This is a genomic window from Pseudofrankia sp. EUN1h, assembly GCF_001854645.1.
GTDB lineage: Bacteria > Actinomycetota > Actinomycetes > Frankiales > Frankiaceae > Pseudofrankia > Pseudofrankia saprophytica.
This window is the reverse complement of the sequence record NZ_MBLN01000066.1, coordinates 12,049-36,123: the sequence shown is the minus strand read 5'-3', so window position 1 is coordinate 36,123 and position 24,075 is coordinate 12,049. Positions and strand designations below refer to the sequence as shown.

The 24,075-nt window shown below is 71.7% G+C and carries 18 protein-coding genes; 7 read left to right on the top strand and 11 right to left on the bottom strand.

Features of this window, described 5'->3' with window-relative positions:
- Positions 1 to 2 precede the first annotated feature (2 nt).
- Both BCD49_RS25635 and BCD49_RS25630 read left to right on the top strand, forming a co-directional pair.
- Positions 3 to 962 (top strand): SDR family oxidoreductase, encoded by a 960-nt coding sequence (locus tag BCD49_RS25635; protein WP_007506750.1) that lies wholly within the window; start codon positions 3 to 5, stop codon positions 960 to 962.
- Between the two features lie 106 nt (positions 963 to 1,068).
- Complete coding sequence (locus BCD49_RS25630; protein ID WP_083401691.1) at positions 1,069 to 2,283, top strand: LLM class flavin-dependent oxidoreductase; 1,215 nt, start codon at positions 1,069 to 1,071, stop codon at positions 2,281 to 2,283.
- 84 nt (positions 2,284 to 2,367) lie between these two features.
- Here BCD49_RS25630 and BCD49_RS25625 read toward each other — a convergent pair whose 3' ends face one another.
- The 4 genes from BCD49_RS25625 to BCD49_RS25610 form a co-directional block, all read right to left on the bottom strand.
- Positions 2,368 to 4,689 (bottom strand): WD40 repeat domain-containing serine/threonine protein kinase, encoded by a 2,322-nt coding sequence (locus tag BCD49_RS25625; RefSeq protein ID WP_007506753.1) that lies wholly within the window; start codon positions 4,687 to 4,689, stop codon positions 2,368 to 2,370.
- Positions 4,690 to 5,147: 458 nt separating this feature from the next.
- Entirely contained in the window at positions 5,148 to 6,293 is a 1,146-nt protein-coding gene (locus BCD49_RS25620; RefSeq protein WP_007506754.1) for a lipocalin family protein, read from the bottom strand.
- A 760-nt stretch (positions 6,294 to 7,053) separates the two neighbouring features.
- Positions 7,054 to 7,848: an enoyl-CoA hydratase/isomerase family protein gene (locus tag BCD49_RS25615; RefSeq protein WP_007506755.1), complete on the bottom strand. Its 795-nt coding sequence runs from the start codon at positions 7,846 to 7,848 to the stop codon at positions 7,054 to 7,056.
- Between the two features lie 88 nt (positions 7,849 to 7,936).
- Complete coding sequence (locus BCD49_RS25610) at positions 7,937 to 9,250, bottom strand: ABC transporter substrate-binding protein (protein WP_007506756.1); 1,314 nt, start codon at positions 9,248 to 9,250, stop codon at positions 7,937 to 7,939.
- 300 nt (positions 9,251 to 9,550) lie between these two features.
- Here BCD49_RS25610 and BCD49_RS25605 point away from each other — a divergent pair, with 300 nt between their 5' ends.
- Both BCD49_RS25605 and BCD49_RS25600 read left to right on the top strand, forming a co-directional pair.
- On the top strand, positions 9,551 to 10,606 hold the full coding sequence (locus BCD49_RS25605) for an NAD(P)H-dependent amine dehydrogenase family protein (protein ID WP_071041995.1): 1,056 nt from the start codon (positions 9,551 to 9,553) through the stop codon (positions 10,604 to 10,606).
- A 197-nt stretch (positions 10,607 to 10,803) separates the two neighbouring features.
- Positions 10,804 to 11,607: an enoyl-CoA hydratase/isomerase family protein gene (locus BCD49_RS25600; protein WP_007506758.1), complete on the top strand. Its 804-nt coding sequence runs from the start codon at positions 10,804 to 10,806 to the stop codon at positions 11,605 to 11,607.
- Positions 11,608 to 11,649: 42 nt separating this feature from the next.
- Here the strand turns inward: BCD49_RS25600 and BCD49_RS25595 are convergent, their stop codons facing one another.
- A complete protein-coding gene (locus tag BCD49_RS25595; RefSeq protein ID WP_007506759.1) occupies positions 11,650 to 12,408 on the bottom strand; it encodes a FadR/GntR family transcriptional regulator in 759 nt (252 codons plus the stop codon).
- 270 nt (positions 12,409 to 12,678) lie between these two features.
- Here BCD49_RS25595 and BCD49_RS25590 point away from each other — a divergent pair, with 270 nt between their 5' ends.
- Positions 12,679 to 13,860, top strand: coding sequence for an amidohydrolase family protein (locus BCD49_RS25590; protein ID WP_007506760.1), 1,182 nt, complete (start codon positions 12,679 to 12,681; stop codon positions 13,858 to 13,860).
- The gene (locus BCD49_RS25585; RefSeq protein ID WP_007506761.1) at positions 13,857 to 15,158 is read left to right on the top strand and encodes an acyl-CoA dehydrogenase family protein; all 1,302 of its coding nucleotides are present in this window, start codon (positions 13,857 to 13,859) and stop codon (positions 15,156 to 15,158) included. The genes BCD49_RS25590 and BCD49_RS25585 overlap by 4 nt, the downstream gene beginning before the upstream one ends.
- 332 nt (positions 15,159 to 15,490) lie before the next feature.
- Here BCD49_RS25585 and BCD49_RS25580 read toward each other — a convergent pair whose 3' ends face one another.
- The 3 genes from BCD49_RS25580 to BCD49_RS25570 all read right to left on the bottom strand — a co-directional run bounded on the left by BCD49_RS25580 (position 15,491) and on the right by BCD49_RS25570 (position 19,287).
- Positions 15,491 to 16,600 (bottom strand): acyl-CoA dehydrogenase family protein, encoded by a 1,110-nt coding sequence (locus BCD49_RS25580; protein ID WP_071042014.1) that lies wholly within the window; start codon positions 16,598 to 16,600, stop codon positions 15,491 to 15,493.
- A 118-nt stretch (positions 16,601 to 16,718) separates the two neighbouring features.
- Positions 16,719 to 17,480, bottom strand: a complete 762-nt coding sequence (locus tag BCD49_RS25575) for an SDR family oxidoreductase (protein WP_007506764.1) — start codon at positions 17,478 to 17,480, stop codon at positions 16,719 to 16,721.
- 154 nt (positions 17,481 to 17,634) lie between these two features.
- Entirely contained in the window at positions 17,635 to 19,287 is a 1,653-nt protein-coding gene (locus BCD49_RS25570) for a class I adenylate-forming enzyme family protein (RefSeq protein ID WP_007506765.1), read from the bottom strand.
- Positions 19,288 to 19,692: 405 nt separating this feature from the next.
- Between BCD49_RS25570 and BCD49_RS25565 the strand changes: the two genes are divergently transcribed.
- The gene (locus BCD49_RS25565) at positions 19,693 to 20,472 is read left to right on the top strand and encodes a FadR/GntR family transcriptional regulator (protein ID WP_007506766.1); all 780 of its coding nucleotides are present in this window, start codon (positions 19,693 to 19,695) and stop codon (positions 20,470 to 20,472) included.
- A gap of 190 nt (positions 20,473 to 20,662) precedes the next feature.
- On the opposite strand, the gene BCD49_RS25560 is transcribed toward BCD49_RS25565, so the two are convergent.
- From BCD49_RS25560 to BCD49_RS41055, 3 genes are all read right to left on the bottom strand, one after another.
- Complete coding sequence (locus tag BCD49_RS25560; RefSeq protein WP_071041994.1) at positions 20,663 to 22,195, bottom strand: acyl-CoA synthetase; 1,533 nt, start codon at positions 22,193 to 22,195, stop codon at positions 20,663 to 20,665.
- 191 nt (positions 22,196 to 22,386) lie between these two features.
- A complete protein-coding gene (locus tag BCD49_RS25555) occupies positions 22,387 to 23,058 on the bottom strand; it encodes a PaaI family thioesterase (protein WP_007506768.1) in 672 nt (223 codons plus the stop codon).
- A gap of 90 nt (positions 23,059 to 23,148) precedes the next feature.
- A complete protein-coding gene (locus BCD49_RS41055) occupies positions 23,149 to 23,997 on the bottom strand; it encodes a TetR family transcriptional regulator (protein ID WP_007506769.1) in 849 nt (282 codons plus the stop codon).
- Between the last annotated feature and the right edge of the window lie 78 nt (positions 23,998 to 24,075).

Here is a 24,075-nt window from a genome sequence, read left to right as displayed (position 1 = left end):
ACATGACCGGCAACGGACCCACGGGAACGAACCCGACCGGCGGCGCCAGCGAAGCAGGCGGGACCGGCGGGACCGGCGATGTTCAAGGCGTCATCGGGCTGTCCGAGCCGCCCGGCGCCGGCGAGAGCGCGTTACCGCCCGGCACCTTCGAGGGCGTCGCGGTCGTCGTGACCGGCGGCGGCACCGGGCTCGGCCGGGCGATCGCCACCGAGTTCGCCCGTCTCGGCGCGGCGATCGTCATCGGCAGCCGGAAGCCGGAGCATCTCGACGCCGGCCGGGAGGCCATGGAGAAGCTCGGCGCCCCGGTCCTCGCGAGCCGCTGCGACATCCGCGACCCCGAGCACGTCGCCGACCTGTTCGACGCGGCGGAAGCCGCGTTCGGCCTGCCCGGCGTGCTCGTCAACAACGCGGCCGCCAACTTCCCCGTTCCGGCCGAGGACATGTCACCGAACGCCTGGCGCACGGTCGTCGACATCACCCTGAACGGCACCTTCTTCTGCGCCCGCGAGTTCGCCCGCCGGCTGATGGCCGCCGGTCGGCCCGGCTCCATCGTCAACGTCGGGGCGTCCTACGCCTGGACGGGTGGACCCGGCTTCGCCCACTCGGCCGCGGCCAAGGCCGGGGTGAAGAACATGGTCGAGACGCTCGCCGTCGAGTGGGGGCCGTACGGGATTCAGGTGAACGGGCTGGTTCCCGGGCTCTTCCCGCACGAGGACATGACGACCGACATTCAGGCCAACCTCGCCCGTACCCATGACAAGGCCGTTGCCCAGCCGGCGATGCGGGTCGGCCGGCCGCGCGAGCTCGGCTGGGCGGCGACGTTCCTGGCCTCGCCCTATGCCCGGTTCATCTCCGGGCACACGCTCGTCGTCGACGGCGCGAACTGGCAGCGCCGGGCGCTGACCAACCCGGCGGTGGTCACCGTTCGCGACCAGATGGGACGCGGCCCCTTCGTCCCCTGACCACCGTTCGCCGTTCGCCGTTCGCCGTTCGCTGTTCGCCGGCCAACGGCCGCCGGCCAGCGGCCACCTGACCGCTCACCTCGCTTCTCGTCGCCGGAGGCTCGTCTTGTCCCTGTCCCACACGATCACCAACGAGGTCGCGGCGGGAGCGCGCTGGCCACTGCGGTTCGGCATCTTCCTGGCGCCGTTCCACCAGGCCGGCCGCAACCCGACGCTGCTGCTCGAACAGGACCTGTCCCTGATCGAGCACCTCGACCGGCTCGGCTTCGACGAGGCGTGGATCGGCGAGCACCACTCCGGCGGCTGGGAGATCATCTCGTCGCCGGAGATCTTCATCGCCAGCGCCGCCRCGAGAACCCGCCGCATCCGGCTCGGGACCGGCGTCGTCTCGCTGCCCTACCACCATCCGCTGCACGTCGCCGACCGGATCGTCCTGCTCGACCATCTGACCCGCGGCCGGGTGATGCTCGGCGTGGGCCCCGGCCAGCTCGCCTCCGACGCCCACATGCTCGGCATCGACACCAACCGGCAGCGCGAGATGATGGAGGAGTCCCTCGAGGCCGTCGTCGCGCTGCTCGCCGGTGATGAGCCGGTGACCCGGCAGACCGACTGGTTCACTCTGCGGGACGCGGTGCTGCAGCTCGCCCCCTACACCCGACCGCGCCCGGAGATCGCCGTGGCCGCGACCTTCTCCCCCGCCGGCCCGCGCACCGCCGGCCGGTTCGGCGCCGGGATGCTCTCCATCGCCGCGAGCCAGGCCGCGGGCTTCGACATTCTCGGCTCCCATTGGGAGGTCGCGAGCGAGACGGCCGCGCGGCACGGGCAGACGATGGACCGGCGCGGCTGGCGGCTGATGGGCCAGATGCACCTGGCCGACACCGTCGAACAGGCCGCCAAGGACGTCGCCTACGGGCTCACCGCCGTGCAGACCTACCAGTCGAAGGTGCTGCCGATACCGTTCGACCCGTCGACCCCGCTGGCCGAGCGCATCGAGCACGGCAACGCGACCGGCTCGTTCATCTGCGGCACCCCGGACATGGCGATCGCGCAGATCGAGCGGTTGTGGCAGCAGTCCGGCGGTTTCGGCGGCTACCTGCTCCTCGCCGCCGACCTCGCCGACCAGGAAGCCACCCGGCACAGCTACGAGCTGTTCGCACGTGAGGTGGTCCCACATTTCACCGGCGCGTCCGCTGCCCCGCTCGCCTCGGAGAACTGGCAGTTCGGCAAGTCGGAGACGTGGCGCAACCAGACCGCCGCCGCCATCGGCAAGGCCGTCCAGGACCACGCCGCCGCCACCGCTCCCGCTCCGGCGGCCGGCTGACCCACCTCGCGACCCCACCCTCGACGACCGTCACCGGGGAGGCCGCCACGTCTGTCGCGGCGGCCTCCCCGACCAGGTCGCCCGTCAGCGGTAGGCCCAGAGCTGGATGGCGCCCTGCCGGTCGGCGGTCAGCAGGGCCTGGCCCTGCTGGATGAACGCGGCCACGGCCTGGTAGTGCGCGTTGGGAGCGGTGGACGTGGCCCGGGGCCGGGTGGGGTTTCTGACGTCCCACAGGCGTGGCGGCAGCGTGGCGGACACGGCCAGCAGCCGGGTCCCGTCGGGGCTGAACGACACCTGCGGCCGGTCGTCATCGCCGCCGCGGCGGCGCAGCAGGGTCGCCCGGGCGACCGGCTCGGCGGGGTCGCTCACGTCCCACAGCGCGACGCCGCTGTCCGTGGCTCCCGTCGCCAGCAGCGTGCCGTCGGGGCTCAGCGCGAGGCGCGCGACGGCGGACCCACCGGTCTCGATCCGGCCGAGCACGGTCGGCTGGGCGGGCTTGGCGCCGATGTCCCAGCCGCTCACCATCCCCTGGCCGCGGTTTCCGTCGGCCGTGAACAGGACGCGCCCGCGTGAGCTGAACACGACGTCGGACGCCGGGATGCCCAGCGTGGCCAGGAGCCTGGGCCGGTCCGGTGAGCTGACCTCCCACAGCCACACGTTGGCACCGGTCGCCCGGCCGGCCGCGACGGCGAGCAGCCGGCCGTCCGGGCTGAACGCCAGCCTGCCCGTTCCCGCCGGCAGCGTGCTCAGCTGCCGCGGGGTGGACATCGGGCCCAGCCGCACGTCCCACAGCTCCACGGCCTGACCCGCGGCGGCCAGCATCCGGCCGTCGGGGCTGAACACGGCCGTCCGGTACGCCGGATGGGAGCCGGAACCGAGAACGGCCGGCCGCACCGGCGAGAACAGGTACCACATCCGGACGCCGGTGTCGGTGGCCGCGGCGGCCGTCGTGCCGTCCGGGCTCACGGCCAGGTCGCCGGCGAGAATCCGGCCGGGGTCGGTGGAGCCGCGGGGAGTGAAGGTCGGCAGCCGCCGCAGCCGGCGCACCAGCAGGACGACGCCCGTGAGGACGATGATCGCCAGTCCGGCGGCCGGCACCCCCGAGAACAGCCCCACCACGGCGGCCAGAAGCAGCCCGGTGACGGCGATGGCGACCGGGCCGAAGCTCCGCCGCCGGCGGCGTCCCCGTGGCGCGGGCACGATCAGGGACGGTCCCGTCCCGTCGCGGCGGCTGTCGGGCGCCGTCCGCTCGGCGGGCGGGCGCGGCGTATGCGGCCCCGACTGCGGGTGCGGTCCCGGCGGCGTACGCGGGCCGGACGGGGTACGTGGCCCGGACGGGGTATGCGGACCTGGCGGCGTACGCGGGCCAGACGGCGAGCGCGGGCCAGACGGTGTGGACGGGCCGCCAGACGGCGTGTGCGGACCCGGCGGCGTGCGTGGACCCGTGGACGCGGGAGGCGGCTGCTGGGGCGGTGGGAGCCGCGGCGACGTCGGGAGGTTCGGGTTTCCGGTGGGCGCGGGGAACCGCCTGGGACCGTCGGGGACGGGCTCGTCCGCGCCTGGGTGGGGAAGCTCCAGCAGCAGGCTGTAGAGCTCGGTCGCCGTCGGCCGTTGCTCGACCTGCTTGCTCATCGCGCGGGCGACGACCGCGCGCAGCGGCCCGTCGAGCGCGTCGAGCGGCGGCTCCTCGGTCACGATGCGGTAGGGCACCAGTTCCTGCGGGCCGTCGAACGGGGTCCGCCCGGTGGCGGCGAACAGGACGATGCCACCCCAGGCAAAGATGTCGACCTTCGGCGTCGGCAGCTCGCCACGGACCTGTTCCGGCGCCATGAACGCCGGCGTGCCGAGGCGACTGAGCTCCTGGGTGATGACCGACGTCGAGTCCAGCGCGCGGGCGATCCCGAAGTCGATGACTCGCGCGCCGGTCGGCGAGAGCAGGACGTTTCCGGGCTTCAGGTCGCGGTGGATGACGCCAGCGCGGTGAATGACCGTCAACGCCGTCGCGACGCTGACCGCCAGCTGCTCGAGCGCCGCACCGGCAAGCGGGCCCTCCCGCGCGACGGCCTGGCTGAGCGTCGGGCCGGGAATGTAGTCCGTGACGAGGAACGCGGGCTCGCCATCCGGGTCGGCATCGAGCAGCTCCGCTGTGCAGAACCCGCGGACCTTGCGGGCGTTGCCCACCTCCCGGCGAAAACGCGCGCGGAACTCCGGCTCCTCGACAATGTCCGGACGGATCAGCTTGACGGCGACCCACCGCCCGTTCACGGTGTCCTGCCCGAGGTACACCACGCCCATCCCACCGGCGCCCAGCAGGCGCCGCAGCGTGTACCGCCCGACGACGCGGGGATCTTCGGCCCGCAACGGCCTGCCGACGTCCAGGACCTTCTCTGACGGGTCGTCGGCCATCAGCCCACCAGCCGGGGTCCGCGCCCAGCGCCCCCGGCGCGCCCGTCCCCGCGCATCGTGGTACTCCCCCGAATCAGCCTGCTCACCCTCGCCGAGCCCCGTCCGACAAGAGGATGATGGCAGCATTCCCGTCCGCCCGCGCATGCACCCACGCGAGCGGCGGCCCTCCTGAAGCGGCTCCCTGGCAGCCACCAACGCCAGCCAGCTCCGATCACAATACGGGCCACACGCCGACCGCAAACACCCCTCCCGCCGAGGCTCTTCTCCCACCGTTCTTTTCCACGGCACGGGACCGGTCTGTGGTATCTCCCGTCTTCGTCCGGCCTCGGCACAGGACACAGGGAACCGGGCGGCGGGCTCGCCAGCGCGAGCCCACCGCCCGTCGAGGTCAGGATCCGGGAGCGGAATCAGGATCCGGGATCAGGATGTGGGATCAGGATGTGGGATCAGGGTGGTGGTTACAGCCCGAGGAGGTCCAGGACGGACTGCCAGACGTAGCCGTGGCCCGGCATCTCGATGTACGGAATGACCTCGGCGTAGGCCATGCCGGTAACGGCCTGGCCGTTGATCGTGCCGCCCACGGTCGCCGTGCCCTCCCAGTACTGGCCCACCGGGACAAGGCTGCTCCACACCTCCTGGTCGGGCAGCTGCGGCGTCACCGACAGCGTGCCACCGGGGACCGTGACCGTCGATTTTATGGGATAGGTGATATTGGTGTTCGGGCTGGTCCAGGTGCCGGTCGTGGTGCGGCTGAGCTGCGCGGGCGGCAGGTTGGTGGTCGACCCGTTCGGCTGGACGAGCGTCCCGACCGTCTGGACGTAGTTGCCGTTCTCGTCGCGGATGAAGTAGAGCATGTACTGGGTGTTGTTGGAGAGCTGGATGCTGTACCACTCCCAGCCGCCCTTGCCGGGTGTCCAGTCACCCCACTGGTGATCCAGCCAGGCGGTGCCGGTCACCTGCACCGGCATGCCGTGGTCGAACAGTGTCCCGTTGACCTTCAGGTTCGTCTGCGAGTAGTAGCCCGACTGCCCGAAGGGTCCGTAGGGAATGATGCCCGCATTGCCGTGCAGCGCGGCCGGCGTCGACTGGCTGGCGGTCATGCTTCCGAACGAGTAGCTGAGGTCCGAGAAACCGCCGGAGAAGTGGTTGACGCCGTTCTTCCCGTCCATGTGCACGGACCCGACGGTGAAGTTGTAGCCGCCGCCGGGCGGGACGACGTCCGGCTGGATGCTGTAGATCTCCTTGGTGCCCTTGTAGGTTCCCCGGGTGAGGTCCGAGATGGCGAAGTTCACGTTGTAGATGGTCGCGACGGGCGCCGTGGAGATCCCGTCATTGCGGACGACCATCGTCTCGAAGCCATAGGAGTGGCTCTTGCCGAGGAGGTCCTTGCCGTTGAGGTGGCCGGTGATGTACCACCATTCCATTCCGGCGTCGACGTGCGGGGACTCGTCCGCCGGCAGCGACACAGGATGGTACGTGATCGCGGATGCCGGCGACGCTCCCGCCGTGAACAGCACCAGCGAGCCGGCCAGCGCGGCTAAAGCAGCCGCGGCGAGTCTTCGGAACCGTGCTCGCCTCGCCCGCGAGCCCATAGATGAACGCACGACAACGTTTCCTTCCGTCGGGTGGGGAAGAACGGCGCGGAGGACAGAGCTCCGCGCCCCTGGGCGGACACTCAGGCCGCCAGGCTCATAGGGATGTCCACGGCAAAGGGCCCGCGCAGGCGAAAACGCCAGGAGCCATCCAGTCGAGAAGCAGCTCGACTACCAACCGCGACGATCAAACGGTAACCGAAATATGTAAATGCTTCAAGGACGTATCGTGCACGAGGTAATCGGCTCGGTTGGCGCCACGGCCACCAGCGAGCGAGCACGCGTCAATCCATGATGAACTCGCGAAATCGCATTTGCCCATTTTCGGGCGGATATGCGTGCGCGGCCGATGGGCTCCCGCCCCGGCCGGGCAGGGCGATCCAGGTCCAGTCCCGCCGGATTGGTCAGACGACCAGCTCGACGGCGCGGCCGGAACGGGTCCCACGCCAGGTACCGGCGGCGCCGCCAGCGCCCTGACGCCGAGATGGCGGCATGGACACCTTTAGATATTCTGTCGAGCGACACCGTCGTGCCCCTGACGTCTTCCGGCCGGCCGAAGTCGGTGCGGCCAGAATCCGCCCGGCCGTAGTTCGCCGGCCGGAATGTCAGGGGCAGGCCGTCGTCCGGCCCGCGGCCCACGGGCCCGCATCCAAGAGAACGGTGAACGTTCGCGGCCGCGCAGGATCATGGAGTCCCGTCGGCGGCGGACAGCGGAGAGGGCGGGCGCTGCCCTTCCGCGCCCGCCCTCTCCGCTGTCAGTGAGGCGTGGATCCTAGCTGCCGGTGAAGCGCGGGTCGCGGCGTTCGAGGAAGGAGCGGATGCCCTCGGCCATGTCCTTCGTCGTGTAGGCGATGTGCTGGGAGCGGGCCTCGTCCTCGACGGCCTGCTCGAAGGTGAGCGCGCCACTCGCGTCAAGCTGACGCTTGATGAGGGACAGCGTCGTCGTCGGGCCGGCGGCAAGCCTGCGGCCCCAGGCGGCCGCGACCTTCGGCAGGTCGTCCGCCGGGACCACCTCGTTGACCATCCCCCAGGCCAACGCGTCGCTCGCCTCGACGATGTCACCGAAGAACGCGATCTGCTTGGCGCGGCGCAGCCCCACGTGCCGGGGCAGCGTCCACGACGTGCCGCCGTCGAGCGCGAGGCCGCGCCGGGCGAACACCTCGCAGAACCGGGCCTGCTCGCTGGCGACGACCAGGTCGCACGCGAGCGCGAGCCCGAGCGCCACGCCCACGCAGACCCCGTCGACGGCGGCGAGCGTCGGCTTGGGCAGCCGGTGCAGCCGGTTGATGAGATCGCCGACGATCCGCATCTCGTGCAGGATCAGCTGCCGGCCGCGGCCAGTGAGCCCGCTCGCGTCGTTCCCTTTCGGCGACAGGTCCGCGCCGGACGAGAAGTTCCCACCGGCCCCGGTCAGCAACAGCGCCCGGTCCTCCGGGTTCAGGGCGACCTCGGTGAGGATCCGGTCGAGGTCACCCCAGCTCTCGGCGTTCAGCGCGTTCTTCTTCTCCGGGCGGTTGAACGTCACGGTGACGAGACCGTCGTGCCGCTCGACGAGCGTGGACGCCATGAGGGTTCTCTCCGGGTCTACTCGATGGGAGCCGGGGTCGGTGGGAGCGGAATCCGCGGGAGCGGGATCCGCGGGAGCGGGGACTGGCTCAGTCCTCGATCGGGGAGACACCGGTAGGACGGTAGGGAAGCGTGGGCTGGCCCTTCGCGTCCAGGCTGGTCAGCAGCGCGCCGCGCACGCAGACCGCCGGCGTCTGCGGATCCGCCTTGCCGTTGCAGCGGAACTTCAGGCCAGGCCCCGCCGGTACCGGCTTGGCCGGCATCGCGTGGAGCTTGTCTGCGATGGCGGTCGGGGTCAGCTCGCCGGTGAACCCGTCGAGCCCGTCCCGCAGTCCCATCATCGTCATGTAGATCGTCAGACCCATCGAGTTGGAGAGGTCGACCTTTCCCTTCGCGTAGGTGTCGACGATGGCGTGCCACTGCTTGATGTCGGCGTTGCCCGCGTCACCGTCCGCGACCGGCGTCGCGATGACGACGCCCTTCAGGTACGAGCCGACCGCCTTGCGTGTCGCGTCGGTGATGCAGCTGTACAGCGCGCTGATCGGCCCGGTGAAGTTGATGGCGCGCAGGCCCTGGAACGCGGCGATGCAGAAGCTGTCATTGCCGATGACGTGGACCTCGGTGTCATCGGACTTGATGCTCGCCAACTGTGGGGTCATGTCCGCGGTGCCCGGCGGCACCGGGATGACGGTCACGTCGATTCCCGCCTTCTTGAAGAGGTCCTTGCCGGCCTCGTCGTAGAAGGCGGTGGCCTGCGGCACGTCGATCACGACGACGGCCACCTTGGTGACCTTGTGCTCCTTGGCGACACCGATCGGCTGGTCCGCCAGCCCGGTCGCCGAGCTCACCATGACGAACGTCCGGTCCTTGTCGTGCAACGCGTTCTGCTCGGTGGTGCCGTAGATGAACATCGGGATGTTGGCGTCGTGCAGCGGCTTCCACACGTTCCCGAGGCTGGACGTCTCGCCGAGAACCGTGACCGCCACGTTCTCCTGGACGAGCTGGGCGGCGCAGTCGGCGGCGGCGCCCGGGTCGGAGTGCGTCTCGCAGGGCACCAGCTGGATCGGCCGGCCGCCGAGCCCACCGCGGTGGTCGTTGAGGAACTTCGCGACCGCGTCCGCGGCGGACAGCTGGATCGAGTTGTCGAGAGCCGGCCCCTTCCCGTCGCTGATCACGCCGACCTTGACCGGGGTGCCGCTCGCCGGCTGCGCCGGGCCCAGCGCCGCGACGCCGGTTGGCTCGGCCGGCGCGGCGTCCTTCCCGTCGTCACCGCCACCGCCGCAGGCCGCGGCCGCGACCACGAGCGTCGTGGCGACGGCAGCGGCCGTCAGCCACCGTGGCCCGCGCCGCCGTGGCCGGGGCACGTCTCTCGCTAACTCACCGATCGGCGAGGAGTCGTCCATGGCTTGTCCCTTCGGGTCGACGGTGCGGGCGCTGACCGCTGCCCGCGGTGTCGAGCGGACCGGCCGCCCGCCCGGGCGGTGCCAGTCCGCGGATGCACCCGAGCCGGCCAGATAGTACCGGGACGCCACCCTTAGTATCTAGATGTTTTGCGGGATCCCTTCGCGGCGATCTTCCCACACCGTGACCTGCGCGAGCGCAGGCGACCCCGTCGTTGCACGCTCCGTTAGATATAGATATTTTCGAGCGGGTCGGACCGGGCAGGCAGCGCGGCCCGGCGACACGGGAGCAGGAGGTGGACGGTGCTTCGGGTCGTACAGTGGGCCACCGGGGCCGTCGGGCGGCACGCGATACGCGCGGTCCGCGACCACCCCGACCTCGAGCTGGCCGGCGCGTTCGTCTACAGCGACGCCAAGGCCGGCCGGGACGTCGGCGAGATCGCGGGCCTGGACCCCATCGGGGTGACCGCCACGAACGACCCCGACGAGATCGTCGCGCTGGACGCCGACTGCGTGCTGTACATGGCCCAGGGCGAGATGAACCCGGCGGGCGCCCTGGACGACATCTGCCGGCTGCTCGCCGCCGGCAAGAACGTCGTCTCCACGGCGGTCACCAGCCTCATCTACCCGGCGAGCCTGGAGCCGGCGGTCGCCGCGCGGCTGGAGGAGGCGTGCGCCGCGGGCGGGACGTCGTTCCACGCCACCGGCATCGAACCCGGCTGGGCCTCCGAGGTGCTGCCGCTGACGATGTCGGCCCTGTTCGCGCGGATCGACACGCTGGTGGTCCAGGAACTGCTCGACTACTCGTCCTATGACAGCCCCGGGATGATGTTCGACATCATGGGGTTCGGCCGGGCGCCCGACGCTCCCGTGCCGCTCGCGGATCCGGTGCTGGCCGGTTCCGTGTTCCGCGCCCCGCTCCTCCTGGTCGCCGACGGGCTGGGCGCCACGATCGACGACTTCCTCTACGACCGCCAGGTGGCCGTCGCCGACAGCGGTTTCGACATCAAGGCCGGCCGCGTCGAGGCCGGGACGGTCAGCGCCCAGCGGTTCTCGGCCACCGCCGTCATCGGCGGCCGCCGTGCGCTGACGGTCGAGCACATCACCCGGGTCGGCCAGGGGCAGGCTCCGGACTGGCCCACCGGCCGCGGCTGGAAGGTCACCGTCGAGGGCAGCCCCTCGATGGTGCTGGAGGCAAAGATCGCCATTCATGGCGAGGACGAGAACGACCAGGGCTGCCTGGRCACCGCCATGCACGCCGTCCACGCCGTCGCCCCGGTCTGCGCGGCCGTGCCCGGCATCCGGACCTTCCTCGACCTCCCCATGATCAAGGGCCGCCACATCCTGTCCCAGCGGTAGGCCACCAGGTCACGCCATCCGAACCGGCGGAACGAAGCCGGGCGGAACCGGGCCGGGCGGGACCGGGTCCGCCCGGGCTGGCCGAGACCTGCCGGGACCTGCCGGGACCTGGCCTGGCCTGGCCGGTCCAGATCGGGTCCCGGCCAGGCCTCGGTCCGCGCCCGATCAGACGACGAACGATGCGGGAGGCTGCCGCCATGGGATACGAGACCATCCAGTACGAGGTTCGCGACCGGATAGCGACGATCACGTTCGACCGGCCGGACCGGCTCAACGCCCTGTCCCCCGAGATGATCCGCGAGCTGCGGCAGGCGTACGCGGACGCCGAGGCGGACGGCGACGTGTGGATCCTGGTCGTCACCGGGAACGGGCGGGCGTTCTGCGCCGGCGCCGACGTCGGCGAGATCCCGGACGACGGCCGGGTCGTCTACGACGAGCCATACCTGTCGACGTATCCGCAGTGGGAGGCGCCCCAGGAGGGCACCCCGCCGTTCCGGAGCATGACCAAGCCGATCCTCACCGCCGTCAACGGGCTGTGCTGCGGCGCGGGGCTGGACCTCGTCACCACCGGCGACATCGTCATCGCCTCGGACCGGGCCGAGTTCTTCGACCCGCACGTCAGCATCGGCCTGGTCTCGGGCCGTGAGGTGGTCCGGCTGGCGAGGGCGCTGCCGACGAACATCGCGATGCGGATGGCGCTGATGGGCCGCCACGAGCGGATGAGTGCCGCGCGCGCCTACGAGCTGGGGCTGGTCTCGGAGGTCGTCGAGCACGACCGGCTGCTGGAGCGGGCCACGGAGCTGGCGGGCATCGTGTGCCGCAACGCGCCGCTGGCGGTACGCGGCACACGACTGGCGATCCGCCAGGGCCGCGACCTGCCGCTGCGCGAGGCCGAGATCATGGGCGAGGCGTATCGGGAACGGGTCGTACGCACCGACGACGCCAAGGAAGGCCCGCGAGCGTTCCTCGAGAAGCGCCAACCCGCCTGGAAATGCCAGTGACGGCCCCCGCGGCGTCGGCGGCGGGCGCGGAAGCCGGCTCGGTCAGTAGTGGTGGACCAGGTCGACGACCGTCCCCGCCTCGGCGCCGAGCATGACCTTGTCGACGACAGCCATGTGGGACCGCCAGTGCTCCTCGGCGGCCGGGCCGTCGCCGGCCTGGATCAGCTCGACGAGGCGTCGCTGCGAACGCACGCCTCGGCGCCGGGTCGCCAGGGAGCCGGTGGCGTCCTCGGCCCGGCTGAGCGCGGTGACGGCGCGGGCCACGATCTCGTTCAGCATCTCGGCGACGATGGTCAGCGTCTGGTTTCCCGCCAGCGCCAGCAGCCTTTCGTGGAACTGGGCGTTGGCCCGGCCGAACTCCTCGGGGTCGGCGAGCGACTCCTCTTCCTTGCCGATGAGCTCGGCGAGCTCATCGGCGGCCGACTGCCGCTGCGGCGACTGCGCCAGCCGCCGGGCCGCGAGCGGCTCGAGCAGGGTGCGCGCGGCGCAGACGTCCATCAGCGGGACGCCTCGCGCCTGGAGCAGCAGGGCGGCGGTGCGTGCGGTGAGCCGCTCGTCGGGCTGGCGCACGAAGATCCCGCCGAGGACGCCGCGCTCCACCGAGATCAGGCCCTGGGTCTCCAGGATGCGCAGCGCCTCGCGCAGCGACGGGCGGGAGACGCCGAACCGCTCCACCAGCTCCGGCTCACGGCCGAGCAGGTCGCCGTCGGCCAGCTCGCCGGTCACGATGAGCGAGCGGATCTCGTCGGCGATCTGCTGCGGCTTCTCCCGCGGAGGGCGCGCGCCCTTCTTCGCGACCACGAAAACTCCCAGGCTGCTTCGGGTGGGCGAGGCGGGGTGGTTCGGTCAGCCCACCGGTGTCCGTCTCATCGTTTCACGTCCGCCGACGGGCCCGGCCCGGCGACCCGGCACGCGGACCGCCGCGCGGAAAGGTTGCCAGGTAGCGGCAGGTGCCGGCCGGGCCGCCGCCTTCCGGGCTGGCCTGAGAGACGGCGCCAGAGTACAGTCACAGTTGTTGGAAAGCCATGCTTTTCTAGATTGAAAGCGCTACTTCCCAGCCGAGGAAAACAAATGACGAGCTCGAAGCCGATCGACGCGGACAACCACTACTACGAGACGCTCGACGCGTTCACCCGTCATCTTGACAAGAAGTTCGCGCAGCGCGGGGTCCAGGTCGTACAGGCAGGCAGGCGCACGCAGTTACTCATGGGCGGGCAGGTCAACCGCTTCATCCCGAACCCGACGTTCGACCCGATCATCGTTCCCGGCTGCCTGGACCCGCTGTTCCGCGGCCAGATTCCGGACGGGGTCGACCCGCGGACGTTGATGAAGGTCGAGCCGCTGCGGCCGGAGTACCGCGACCGCGACGCGCGCCTCGAGGTCGTCGAGCGGCAGGGGCTGGACGGGGTGCTGCTGTTCCCCACGCTGGGCTGCGGTGTCGAGGAGGCGCTCAAGGACGACGTCGAGGCGACGATGGTCAGCCTGCACGCCTTCAACCGCTGGCTGGAGGAGGACTGGGGCTTCGACCACCGCGGCCGGCTGATCGGCGTGCCGATGCTCTCGCTCGCCGACCCGGCCGCCGCCGTCGCCGAGGTCGACAGCCTGCTCGCGCGCGGCGCCCGGATGGTGCACGTCCGCCCCGCGCCGGTCCCCGCGCCGCACGGCAGGTCACGTTCGCTCGGCGACAAGCTGTACGACCCGGTCTGGGCCCGGCTCGCCGAGGCGTCCGTCCCGGTCGCCTTCCACCTCGGTGACAGCGGCTACGAGGCCTCCACCGCGGCGTGGGGCGGCTCCGAGCGGTTCGAGGGGTACGGCCGCATCAGCGTCCTCACCCGCGTCCTCGTCGCCGACCGCGCCATTCACGACACGATGGCGTCCCTCGTCGTCGACGGCGTCTTCACCCGCCATCCCACCCTGCGCGTCGCCAGCATCGAGAACGGCTCGGACTGGGTGGCCCTGCTGGTGAAGCGGCTGCGCAAGCAGGCGAATCAGACGCCCTGGGCGTTCGCCGAGGACCCGCTTGACACCATCCGCGCGCACCTGTGGGTGACGCCGTACTACGAGGAGGACCTGCGCAAGCTCGCCGACCTCGTCGGCGTCGAGCACATCCTGTTCGGCTCCGACTGGCCGCACGGCGAGGGCCTCGCCGAGCCGACGGACTTTCTCAAGGAGCTCGACGGCTTCACCGACGACGAGATCCGCAAGATCATGCGCGACAACTGCGTCGACCTGCTGGGGGCGAGCCGCTCGTGAGCACCACCGCCACCTCCGGCACCGCCACCGACGGGGACTCCCAGGCCGGCCTGCGCGCCGAGGTCGAGGCGTGGCTCGCCGAGCACTGGGATCCGGAGCTGTCCGTCGAGCAGTGGTGGCGCCTGGTCGCCACCGCCGGGTGGACGGCGCCGCACCTCACCGCCGAGCAGGGTGGCCGCGGGCTGCCGCAGCGGGCGGGACGGACGGTGCGGGCCACTTTCGCGGCCTTCGGCGCGCTGCAGCCGCCCGGTGGGCTGGGCCTGCTGATGGCGGCGCCGACGATCCTCACGCTCGGAACGCCCGAGCAGATCGCCCGGCATGTACCGCCGATCCTCGAGGGCCGGCTCGGCTGGTGCCAGCTGTTCAGTGAACCGGGCGCCGGCTCCGACCTTGCCGGGCTCACCACCCGCGCCGAACGCGACGGCGACCGGTGGATCATCAACGGCCAGAAGGTCTGGAGCAGCCAGGCCCGCGAGGCCGACTACGGCATGCTGCTGGCGCGCACCGACTTCGACGTCCCCAAGCACGCCGGCATCTCCTGGTTCGCGCTGAAACTCGACCAGCCGGGCGTCACGATCCGCCCGCTGCGCGAGATGACCGGCGACGCGGTCTTCAACGAGGTCTTCCTCGACGACGCGGTCGTCGCCGCGGACGACCTCGTCGGCGGCGCGGGCAACGGCTGGATGGCCGCCAACACGACGCTGCACTTCGAGCGGACCGGCATCGGCGCCGGCGGCGCGCACGCCGGCTTCCCACCGCCCGGGCCCAAGGGCGGCGTGCTCGGTCTGAAGGCCGGCGACGCCGCGCTGCTGCGCCCGCCGGAGGGCATGGTGGTGACATTCGCCGACCTGGTGGCGCTCGCCCGCGAGCACGGCCGGGCGGACGACCCGGCGATCCGCCAGAAGCTCGCCCGGCTGCACTGCTACCTGCAGGTCGGCCAGTGGAACGCCGTCCGGGCCAAGGCCGAGGCCGCCGCTGGCGACGCGGCCGCCGGCGCCTCCGTCGCCAGCACCGGCAAGATCGCGCAGACGAGGATCACAAAGCTCTCGGCCGAGATCGGCCTGGAGATCCTCGGTGCCGGCGGCCTGCTCGCCGGGCCGGACGCCGCGGCGAGCGGCAAGTTCGCCAATGCGTTCCTGTTCGCCCGGGCCTCCTCTATCTACGGCGGCACCGACGAGATCCAGCGCAACATCGCCGCCGAGCGCACCCTGGGTCTCCCCCGCGAGCCCAGCCCCGACCGCAAACGCCCCTACCGCGAGGTCCTCCACGCCCTCGCCCGCCGCGACGACGCCTCCTGAGCCCCGCCGGCCACGTTTCGTGTTGGATGGCCGAGCCCCAGGGCTCGGCCATCCAACACGCTTAATCGGTGGCTTGGTGGATTGTGTTATGAGGGTGAGTTCATAGGCTGGCTGATCTGCCACGATTCGGGCTCGGGGCGGACGGGCGCCGGGACGGTGGTCTGATTCGGGCCAGGGGCAGTATCCGGCCTGACCTCGAWCGTCCCTCAGCGGCCATTTCAGCCGTGTGCGCACGGCTACGTGGTGCGACCAAGCGTGCATCGACCCCTGGTCGGCGACCCGGACCCGTTCCGAAGGCCCACCTGTCGTCGGCGCGGCCGCCCGAGTGCCCGCTACAGGCCGACGCGGCTGKCGAGGCRGTCGCGCCAGGCCGACKGGTCACCGAAGAGCAGCTCGTCGGACTTGGCGCGGCGGAAGTACAGGTGGGCCGGGTGCTCCCAGGTGAAGCCGATGCCGCCGTGGACCTGGATGTTGTCCGCGGTGACCTGGGTGTATGCGTCGGAGCAGTAGGCCTTGGCGACCGCGGCGACCTTGGCCAGCTCCGCGTCGTCGTCCTCGGCCGCGCACCAGGCGGCGTAGTACGCCGCGGAGCGCGCCGACTCGACTTCGAGCAGCATGTCCGCGCAACGGTGCTTGACCGCCTGGAAGCTGCCGATCGGCCGGCCGAACTGGACCCGGTCCTTGGCGTACTGGACCGCCATGTCAAGGGCGACCTGGGCACCACCGGCCTGCTCGGCGGCCAGCGCCACGGCCGCGAGGTCCAGCACGTGCTCGAGCACCGGCCAGGCGGTTCCCTCCTCGCCAACGAGCGACGCGGGGGTGGCGGCGAGCTCGACACGCGCGAGCCTGCGCGTCTGGTCGAGGGTCAGCAGCGAGGCGCGGGTGAGGCCCGCGGCGTCGCCGGGGACGGCGAACAGGGAGATGCCCGTGGCGGTGCGGGCGGCGACGAGGAGCAGGTCGGCGGTGTGCCCGTCGAGGACGTAGTGCTTGCTGCCGGTGATCTCCCAGCCGACGCCGGCCGGCGTCGCCACCGCGGTGATACCGCCCGCGTCCCAGCGCCCGTTCTCCTCGGCGAACGCCACCGTCGCGCGGGTCTCGCCGGCCGCGATGCCCGGAAGCCACGCCTTCTGCGCGGCCGTGTCCCCCGACCGCAGCAGCGCGGCGACGGCCAGCACCGCCGTCGAGAAGTACGGCGCGCAGAACAGCCGCCGGCCCATCTCCTCGCAGACGACCGCCACCTCGACGAAGCTCGCACCGCTGCCACCGAACTCGGCGGGAACCGCGAGGCCCACGAGGTCGAGCTCGCCGGCCAGCCGCGCCCACACCCGCGGGTCGTAGCCCTCGGGTGTCTCCATCAGCCGGCGCACCTCCGACTCGGGCGAAGCCGCCTCGAGGAAGGCACGCACCGCGCGGCGCAGGTCGCGCTGTTCGTCGGAAAACATGAACGGTCTCACGACCAGCACCCACTTCCGTCGGCTGCCGCCGCCTCCGCCCGCTCCCGCCACCGGCCGCCGCGGAGCGACCGGTGGCGTCCGAGCGTGGTCGGTCGGCGTACGTGAACTACTTCGGCGCGAAGCGCTGGCCGCCGTCGAGGCGGATGGTCTGGCCGTTGAGCATCGGGTTCTCGATGATGCCCACCGCCAGCCGGGCGTACTCCTCCGGGCGTCCCATCCGCTTCGGGAACGCGGCGTCCTTCGTGAGGACCTTCTCGTACTCCTCGGGGATGCCCTTGGTCAGCCCGGTGTGGAACAGGCTTGGCGCGATCGCGTTCACGCGGATGCCGAGGGAGCCGAGCTCCCGGGCCATGGTGAGGCTCATGGCGGCCACGCCGCCCTTCGCCGCCGTGTAGGCGATCTGCCCGATCTGGCCCTCGAACGCGGCGATGGACGCCGTGTTGATGATCACCCCGCGCTCGCCGTCCGCGTTCGGCTCGTTCTTGCTCATGTGCCAGGCGGCAAGCCGGGCGACGTTGAAGGTGCCGATCAGGTTGAGGTCGATGATCCCCTGGAAGGTCTCGAGGGGCATCGGGCCGTCCTTGCCGATCGTGCGGCCCGGGGTCGCTCCCCCGGCCGTGTTCACGACGACGTCGATGCCGTCGAGCGCGGCCAGGGCCGCCTCGATGACACCCTCCATGCCGGCGAAGTCAGTGACGTCGCAGGCGTGGAAGGTGCCCTTCAGCTCGTCGGCGACCTCCTGGCCGGCACTCGCCGGGCGGTCGAGGATCGCTACCCGGCCGCCGCGCGCGACGACCAGCTCGGCCGTGGCCCTGGCCATGCCGGAGGCGCCGCCCACGACGAGCGCCCGCAGACCATTCAGCTCCACCTGATGTCCCTCTCCTCTGGTGAGCTCGGCGAGCACGCGCTCGCGAGCGTCGGGGCTCCACCGGCGCCGCCCATGCCCGCCACCAGCACCCGTCTATATATTTTATACATATTGCCCCGGCTGGTGCCGCTCTCCCCGGGGCGGGCGATGGCCTTCACGTCGACTTCACCTTCCGGGATCTCACGGCTCCCTTCTCCCGCAGGAGCCGGCGCAGCGCGCCGCCGTCGACCTTTCCGCTGGCCAGCCGCGGAACGTGGTGAGGGTCGTCCACGACGAGCCACCGGGTCGGGACCTTGAAACTGCTCAGCCGCGCCCTGGCCTGCTCGACCAGCCCGTCCGGCTCCCCATCGCCGTCGCGGCCGGGTGCCACGACGACGACCAGCGCGGCGACCTGGCTGCCGCCCGCCTCGTCGACGACCTCGGTGACGAACGCCTCCCTTACCCCCGGCACGGCCCGCAACGCCGCCTCGACCTCCAACGGATACACGGTCGCGCCCGACACCTTGAACATGTCGTCGAGCCGGCCCCGGTACCAGAGGTAGCCATCCTCGTCGAGCACACCGGCGTCCGCCGTCGGGTAGAACCCGTCGGCGTCGAACACCACGGCCCGGTCGCGGCCGCGGATGCCGCGCATCAGGTTCGGGCCGCGCAACCGGATCTCGCCCTCCGTGCCGGCCGGGACCGGGGCACCCGTGTCCGGGTCGGTGATGCGCACCTCGACACCGGCGAACGGCCGTCCGCAGCTACCGTGCTTGCCCGCGGGCAGGTCGGTGTCCAGCGGGGAGCCGCAGTACGGCCCGAACGCCTCGGTCATGCCGAACAGGTTCGCCCGAGCGCCCGGGGCCGGGCGTAGACCGGGCGGCAGGACCGCGCCGAGGCTCGCCGGGCGCAGCGATGACAGGTCCGTGCCGGCGAAGTCCGGGTGGGCGGCCAGCCGGGCCGCCTGGTCGGGCCAGCCCCGAAACAGCGTGACCCGCTCGCGCTCCAGGAAACGCAGCGTTCGCGCGGGCTCCGGCTCGGCCTCGGTGAGCAGGGTCGCGCCGGCGACGAGCGCCGACAGCAGTCCGCCGCCGAGACCGCCCGTCCAGAAGAACGGCATCGGAATGTAGAGCCGCTCACCCCGGCCGATGCGACGGGCATCCAGGCCCGAAGCGACCGCGCGCAGGGCCCCACCCTGGGTGTGGATCACTCCCTTTGGGCCGCCGGAGCTACCGGACGTGAACAGGATGACCAGGTCGTCGGCCGGGCGGACCGACGCATCCAACCCGTCGACCACCGCGTCGGGCACCGCGTCGGTGGGCAGGCCGTCAGGGGTCCACAGCCGGCGCAGCGACGGCACCTCCGCGGGCCGCTCGCCGCCGCGAACCCGTCTCGTCAGGCCGGGGACCGCCTCGTCCAGGTCGTCAAGGTAGTCGCGGCCGCGGAAGCGCGGGACGACGACCAGCTCGGTGACGGCGGCGGTGCGCAGCTGCGCGAGCAGCTCAGGCGGGCGCAACAGCGTGGAGAGCGGGACGAGCACACCGCCGACCCGCGTCACGGCCAGTGCGAGGACCGCCCAGTCGATCCCGTTCGGCATCACCAGCCCGACCCGGCTGTCCTTACCGACACCGGCGGCCACCAGCCGGGCCGCCAGCTGGCGGCTCGCGTCGTCGAGCCCGGCGAAGGTCACGGACGCGTCGTCGCTCACGAGTGCCTGGACCAATGGGTCCTGACGCCGCCGGGCCGCGATCAGCGCGGGGATGGTCAGCTGATCCGGCGCACGCCGGGCCGGCGCGTACTCGTCCGGCGCACGCTCATCCGGCGGCATGCGAGAGCTCCTCGTGAAAAGGCGTATCGATCTTGTCAGCGAACACCGTCGGCACCCCGCCGCCCTCCGCGGCGATGCTATCCAGACCTCCCTTAAATGTCTACAGATATCGCCTGGCTGGCGTTGCCTGGACCCGAGGCTCGCGACCATCGGGTGCCGCGGTCCGGAGAGGGGGGCCGACCGGCGGCTTCCCGTTCGTTCGCACTGTGCGCCGGCCGCGCGAATGCCCAGTACGCTGGTCGACACGGCGGGCCTCGCCCGTCCCATGGCACGGGCCTGAAGGGCGACTGCGCGCATCGGCTGACGGACGCATCGGGCAGTGCCGGCGCTGTACGCCAGTGCCGCGTCAGGACCGTCTGGCGGTTGGAGGCGGCGACGGAGAGGCCGACGGAGAGAAGGTCGATCGTGGTGGCGGAGCCGAGGCGGGCGCGCCGGAATGGCCGGGCTCCCCTCCGCGAGAAGCCACAGCTGATCGCCGACGAGCTCCGGAGCCTCATCGTGCGGGGCGAGCTGGCGGACGGCGAGCTGCTCGGGCGCGAGCCCGAGCTGGTGGAGCGCTTCGGCGTCTCCCGTCCCTCGTTGCGGGAGGCGCTGCGCATTCTCGAGGCCGAGGGCCTGATCTCGGTGAAGCGCGGCGTGCTCGGCGGGGTGGTCGTCCACCGGCCGGACGAACGGCTGACGGCGCGGACGGCGGCGCTCCTGCTCCAGGCGCGCAACGTGCCGCTAGCGGACGTCTACGACGCACGCGGCATGGTGGAGCCCGTCGCCGCGCGGCTGGTGGCGTCGTCGCGCTCCCGCCGCGCCTCGGCGGCCGAGCTGCGACGGCTCATCGCCGAGCAGCTCGAGGTGGTCGACGACCCCGCGACGTTCGGCCAGGCCAACGCGCGTTTCCATGCACGCCTCGTCGAGCTGGCCGGGAACCAGACGCTGAGCCTGGTGGCCGAGATGCTCCAGGAGATCGTGGCTCGGGCCGTCGCCGCGGTCAGTCAGCCCGATGACGGCCGGGATACCGGGGCTGTCCGGATGCGCGGCCTGCGCTCCCAGGCCAGGCTCGTGGCGCTCATCGAGGCCGGCGAGGCCAGCGCGGCGGAGGCCCACTGGGCGGAGCACATGGCGGTCGTGGGGCGAGTGATGCTCACGCAACGAGCGAAGACCGTCATCGACCTGATGCAGCACGACTACTGAGGCAGCACCGGCCACTGAGGCGACGCGGCCATCGAGGCGACGCGGCCATCGAGGCGACGCGGCTATCGAGGCGACGCGGCTCTTGAGGCGACACGCGCCGACGCGGCGCCCACCGACGCGACGTCACGTGCCGTCGTGACGGCTTGGCGCCCGGGCGCCGCTGTCGGCGCGCCCGGGCGTCACGCCACAATCAGGTGCTGACCTCGGGCGGGAGGAGCCGACGGGCGATCTTGCCTGTTGGCAGGCGAGGAAGCTCGGCGACGAAGCGGACCGAGCGGGGCGCCTTGAAGCGGGCGATGCGGTCCCGGCAGAAGGCGATGATCTCCGCTTCCAGCGCCGCGGGGTCCGCCGGCGGGTAGACCGCCGGCTGGACCACGGCACGGACGGACTCACCCAGGTCCGGGTCGGGAACGCCGATCACGGTGACGTCCACGAGGTCGGGGTGCTGGATCAGGACGTCCTCGAGCTCGCGCGGGTAGATGTTGACGCCACCCGAGACGATCATGTTCGTCGCGCGGTCGGTGAGGTAGAGGTAGCCGTCCGCGTCGACGTGGCCGATCTCGCCGTAGGTGGCCCAGCCGCGCTGGTCGAACACCGTCGCGGTCTTCTCCGGGTCGCCGTGGTACTCGAAGCGCCGGGCGGGTTCGAAGTACACCCGTCCGTCGGTACCTGGCGGAACCTCAGCTCCCTGCTCGTCGACGATGTGCACCGCGCCCTGCATCGAGCGGCCGACGGAGCCGGGGTGGGCAAGCCATTCCTCGGGACCGATGTAGCAGAAGCCGACGCCCTCGCTGCCGGCGTAGTACTCGTGGACGACCGGGCCGAGCCAGTCGAGCGCGGCCCGCTTGATCTCGGCGGGGCAGGGCGCCGCGGCGTGGACGAGAACCTTCAGGCTGGACAGGTCGTAACGGTTCCGCTCCTGTTCGGGGAGCTTCAACAGCCGGACGAGGTGGGTCGGGACGACCTGGGTCAGGGTGACCCGGTGGCGCTCGATCGTCTCGAGGAACTCGACGGGTTCGAACCGCGGGGTGACGACGACCGTGCCGCCGATCCGGTGGATGGCGGCGGCCCAGCCCGATGGCGCCGCATGGTAGAGCGGCGACGGGCTGAAGTAGACGGTGGACTCCTCGCCGCCGAACAGGTGCCGGACCATGGCGGTGAATCCCGTGGGCAGGCCGACCGGGCCGCCGACCTCGGTCGGCCTGATGCCCTTGGGACGGCCGGTGGTGCCCGACGAGTAGAACATCCAGTTGCCCTCGGCCTCGTCGTCGAGCGCCGACGACGGCAGGCCGGCAACGAGCTGCTCGTAGGGCTCGAACCCCTCGATCTGCCCGCCGACCACCAGCCGGAGCTTCGGGGCCACCTCGCCGAGCCCGGCCACGACGTCGGCGCAGCCCGCGGACACCACCAGGGCGGCGGCGCCGCAGTCGGCGATGATGTACGCCGCCTCGGCGGTCGAGAGATGCCAGTTGATCGGGGTGACCAGCAGGCCGGCGCGCAGGCCGGCCCAGGTGACCTCGAAGTACTCGGCCCGGTTCTCCATCAGCACGGCGACGTTGTCGCCGACCTTCAGGYCCGCCGCCCGGAAGGTGTGCGCGAGCCGGTTCGACCGCGCGTCCAGCTCCGCGTAGGTGATCGTCGTGTCGCCGACGATGACCGCGGGCCGGTCGGGCGCGGACGCGGCGAACCGTTTCGGGTGCTCGACCTGCTGTTCGATCTGCATGGCACTCCCACGAGCGGCAAGGTCCTAAGAAGCTCGTCCTGTCACTGAACCATTTGCTACTGAACCAGCAGAGGTGTGAGCGGTGCCACCTTTGAGGTCACCGGCGGTGGCATACCTCGACCTACCTCGCCCTATCTCGATCGACACACCTCGATCGCCGTATGTCGATCGAGGTGTGTCGATCGCCGTCGTCACGACGCCCGGCGGGTGGACACGACCGGCAGCCGGGAGCGCTCGCCGCGGACGGCCTCGACCCGCGCGTCGCACAGCACGACGTCCCCGGCGAGGATCTGGCCCGTCGAATGGATACGCGTCCCCTCCACCGTGCGGGTCAGYTCGAAGCTCAGATCGGTGAGCAACGGCGTCGGCCGCCGGTAGCGCAGCTCCAGGCTGGCCGTCTTGCCCGCCTCGCCGAGCTCGCAGTTGTGGTGCTGGATGGCCGCGTCGAAGAACAACGCGAGGAATCCGCCGTGGACGAGGCCCGGCGGCCCCTCGTAGACGATCGGGAAGTTCACCGTGCCAATCGCCCGACCACCGGCGACCTCAATGGTGTATTCGGGGAAGCAGGGGTTGAACGCCCCGATGTGCCGCGAATGGTCGACGTACGCCCGCCCGTCGCCGTCGGCCGCGGAACCGACTCTGGGCCCCGGGTCCGCCGGCACGCGCTGCGACAGTGCTCGTTCCGCACGGTCCAGGGCGCCGAGGAGCTCGTCGAGGGCGGGATCGGGTCGCTCGAGCGCGAGGACGAGGCCGGCGACGCGACGCAGCCGGGCCGCGGCGTCGGCCGCCGCGGGCAGCGGCTCGACGCCGAACGTCCACCGGTCCGCCCCCTCGACGAGCCCGGCCGGGCCGCCGCCATCCATCATCGGCTCCTCACCAGCGGCCCAGGGAGCTTCTCATTGCGGCGATGCTAGCCAGCGGGCCCGCTAATGTCTAGATATATCCGACCGCCCTCACGGGGTCGACGCGTCCCGTGCCGCGCGGATGGCGGCCGACGCTCGGGCGAGTTCGCGGGTGTAGCCAGCGAGGACCGTGCGCACGTCGTCGAGGTACCGGCCGAGCGCCGGCCCGGCGTCGACGGCGGCGAGGATGAGCGCGGCCGTGACCGTCAGATAGGTGCGGGCGGCGTGGGCTCGGCGATCGGGTGGCAGGTCAGGCGCGTGTCGGGCGATGTAACGGTCGAGGTAGGCGATCCACTGCCCGGTCTCGCCGGGCGGCTCGCGCAGGGTGGTCGCGAGCAGACCCCTGGCTCCCGGCAGCTCGACGAGGACCCGCCGCAGCGTTCCGACGAACTGGTCGATGGATTCGTCGATGCCGGCCGTCGGGTCGGTGTCGACGCCCTCCGTTCCCGCCGACTCCGCAGGTACCGCCGACTCCGCAGGCACCGCCAGCACGACCGCTACCGCCGATGCCCCGGATGCCGCCGGTTCCGGTAGGGCCGCCAGTGCTGCCGGTATCGCCGGCCCTCCTACTCCCGCCAGCCCTGGCGGCGTGAGTGTCGGGGCGCTGGACGCGGGGCTGTCGCCCGCAGTGGCGTCCCCGGTCAGCAGCGCGGGCTCGACGGCGTGGCGGATCCGGTCGATCCAGCGGGCGGTGAGGGTCTCCGTCAGGGCGCTCTTGTTCGCGAAGAACCGGTAGACCGAGCCGATCGAGACTCCGGCCCGCTCGGCGATCGCGTTCATGGTCGCCGCCTCGACGCCGACCTCGTCGAACAGCCTGCCTGCGGCCTCGAGGATCCGTTCGAGGGTGGCGGCGCTGCGCGCCTGCCGCGCCTGCGCGCGCACCCCGACGTCGCGTGGCATCTGCGTCCTCTCGGTCGAAGCGATGACGGGCTTGAAACATGAGGCAATCCTCACTTATTCTTCCACGCGACGGAGGAC

Coding starts and splice junctions, on each gene's coding strand:
- BCD49_RS25635 (WP_007506750.1), top strand. CDS start 3: ATGACCGGCAACGGACCCACGGGAACGAACCCGACCGGCGGCGCCAGC.
- BCD49_RS25625 (WP_007506753.1), bottom strand. CDS start 4,689: ATGGCCGACGACCCGTCAGAGAAGGTCCTGGACGTCGGCAGGCCGTTG.
- BCD49_RS25615 (WP_007506755.1), bottom strand. CDS start 7,848: ATGGCGTCCACGCTCGTCGAGCGGCACGACGGTCTCGTCACCGTGACG.
- BCD49_RS25610 (WP_007506756.1), bottom strand. CDS start 9,250: ATGGACGACTCCTCGCCGATCGGTGAGTTAGCGAGAGACGTGCCCCGG.
- BCD49_RS25600 (WP_007506758.1), top strand. CDS start 10,804: ATGGGATACGAGACCATCCAGTACGAGGTTCGCGACCGGATAGCGACG.
- BCD49_RS25590 (WP_007506760.1), top strand. CDS start 12,679: ATGACGAGCTCGAAGCCGATCGACGCGGACAACCACTACTACGAGACG.
- BCD49_RS25570 (WP_007506765.1), bottom strand. CDS start 19,287: ATGCCGCCGGATGAGCGTGCGCCGGACGAGTACGCGCCGGCCCGGCGT.
- BCD49_RS41055 (WP_007506769.1), bottom strand. CDS start 23,997: ATGCCACGCGACGTCGGGGTGCGCGCGCAGGCGCGGCAGGCGCGCAGC.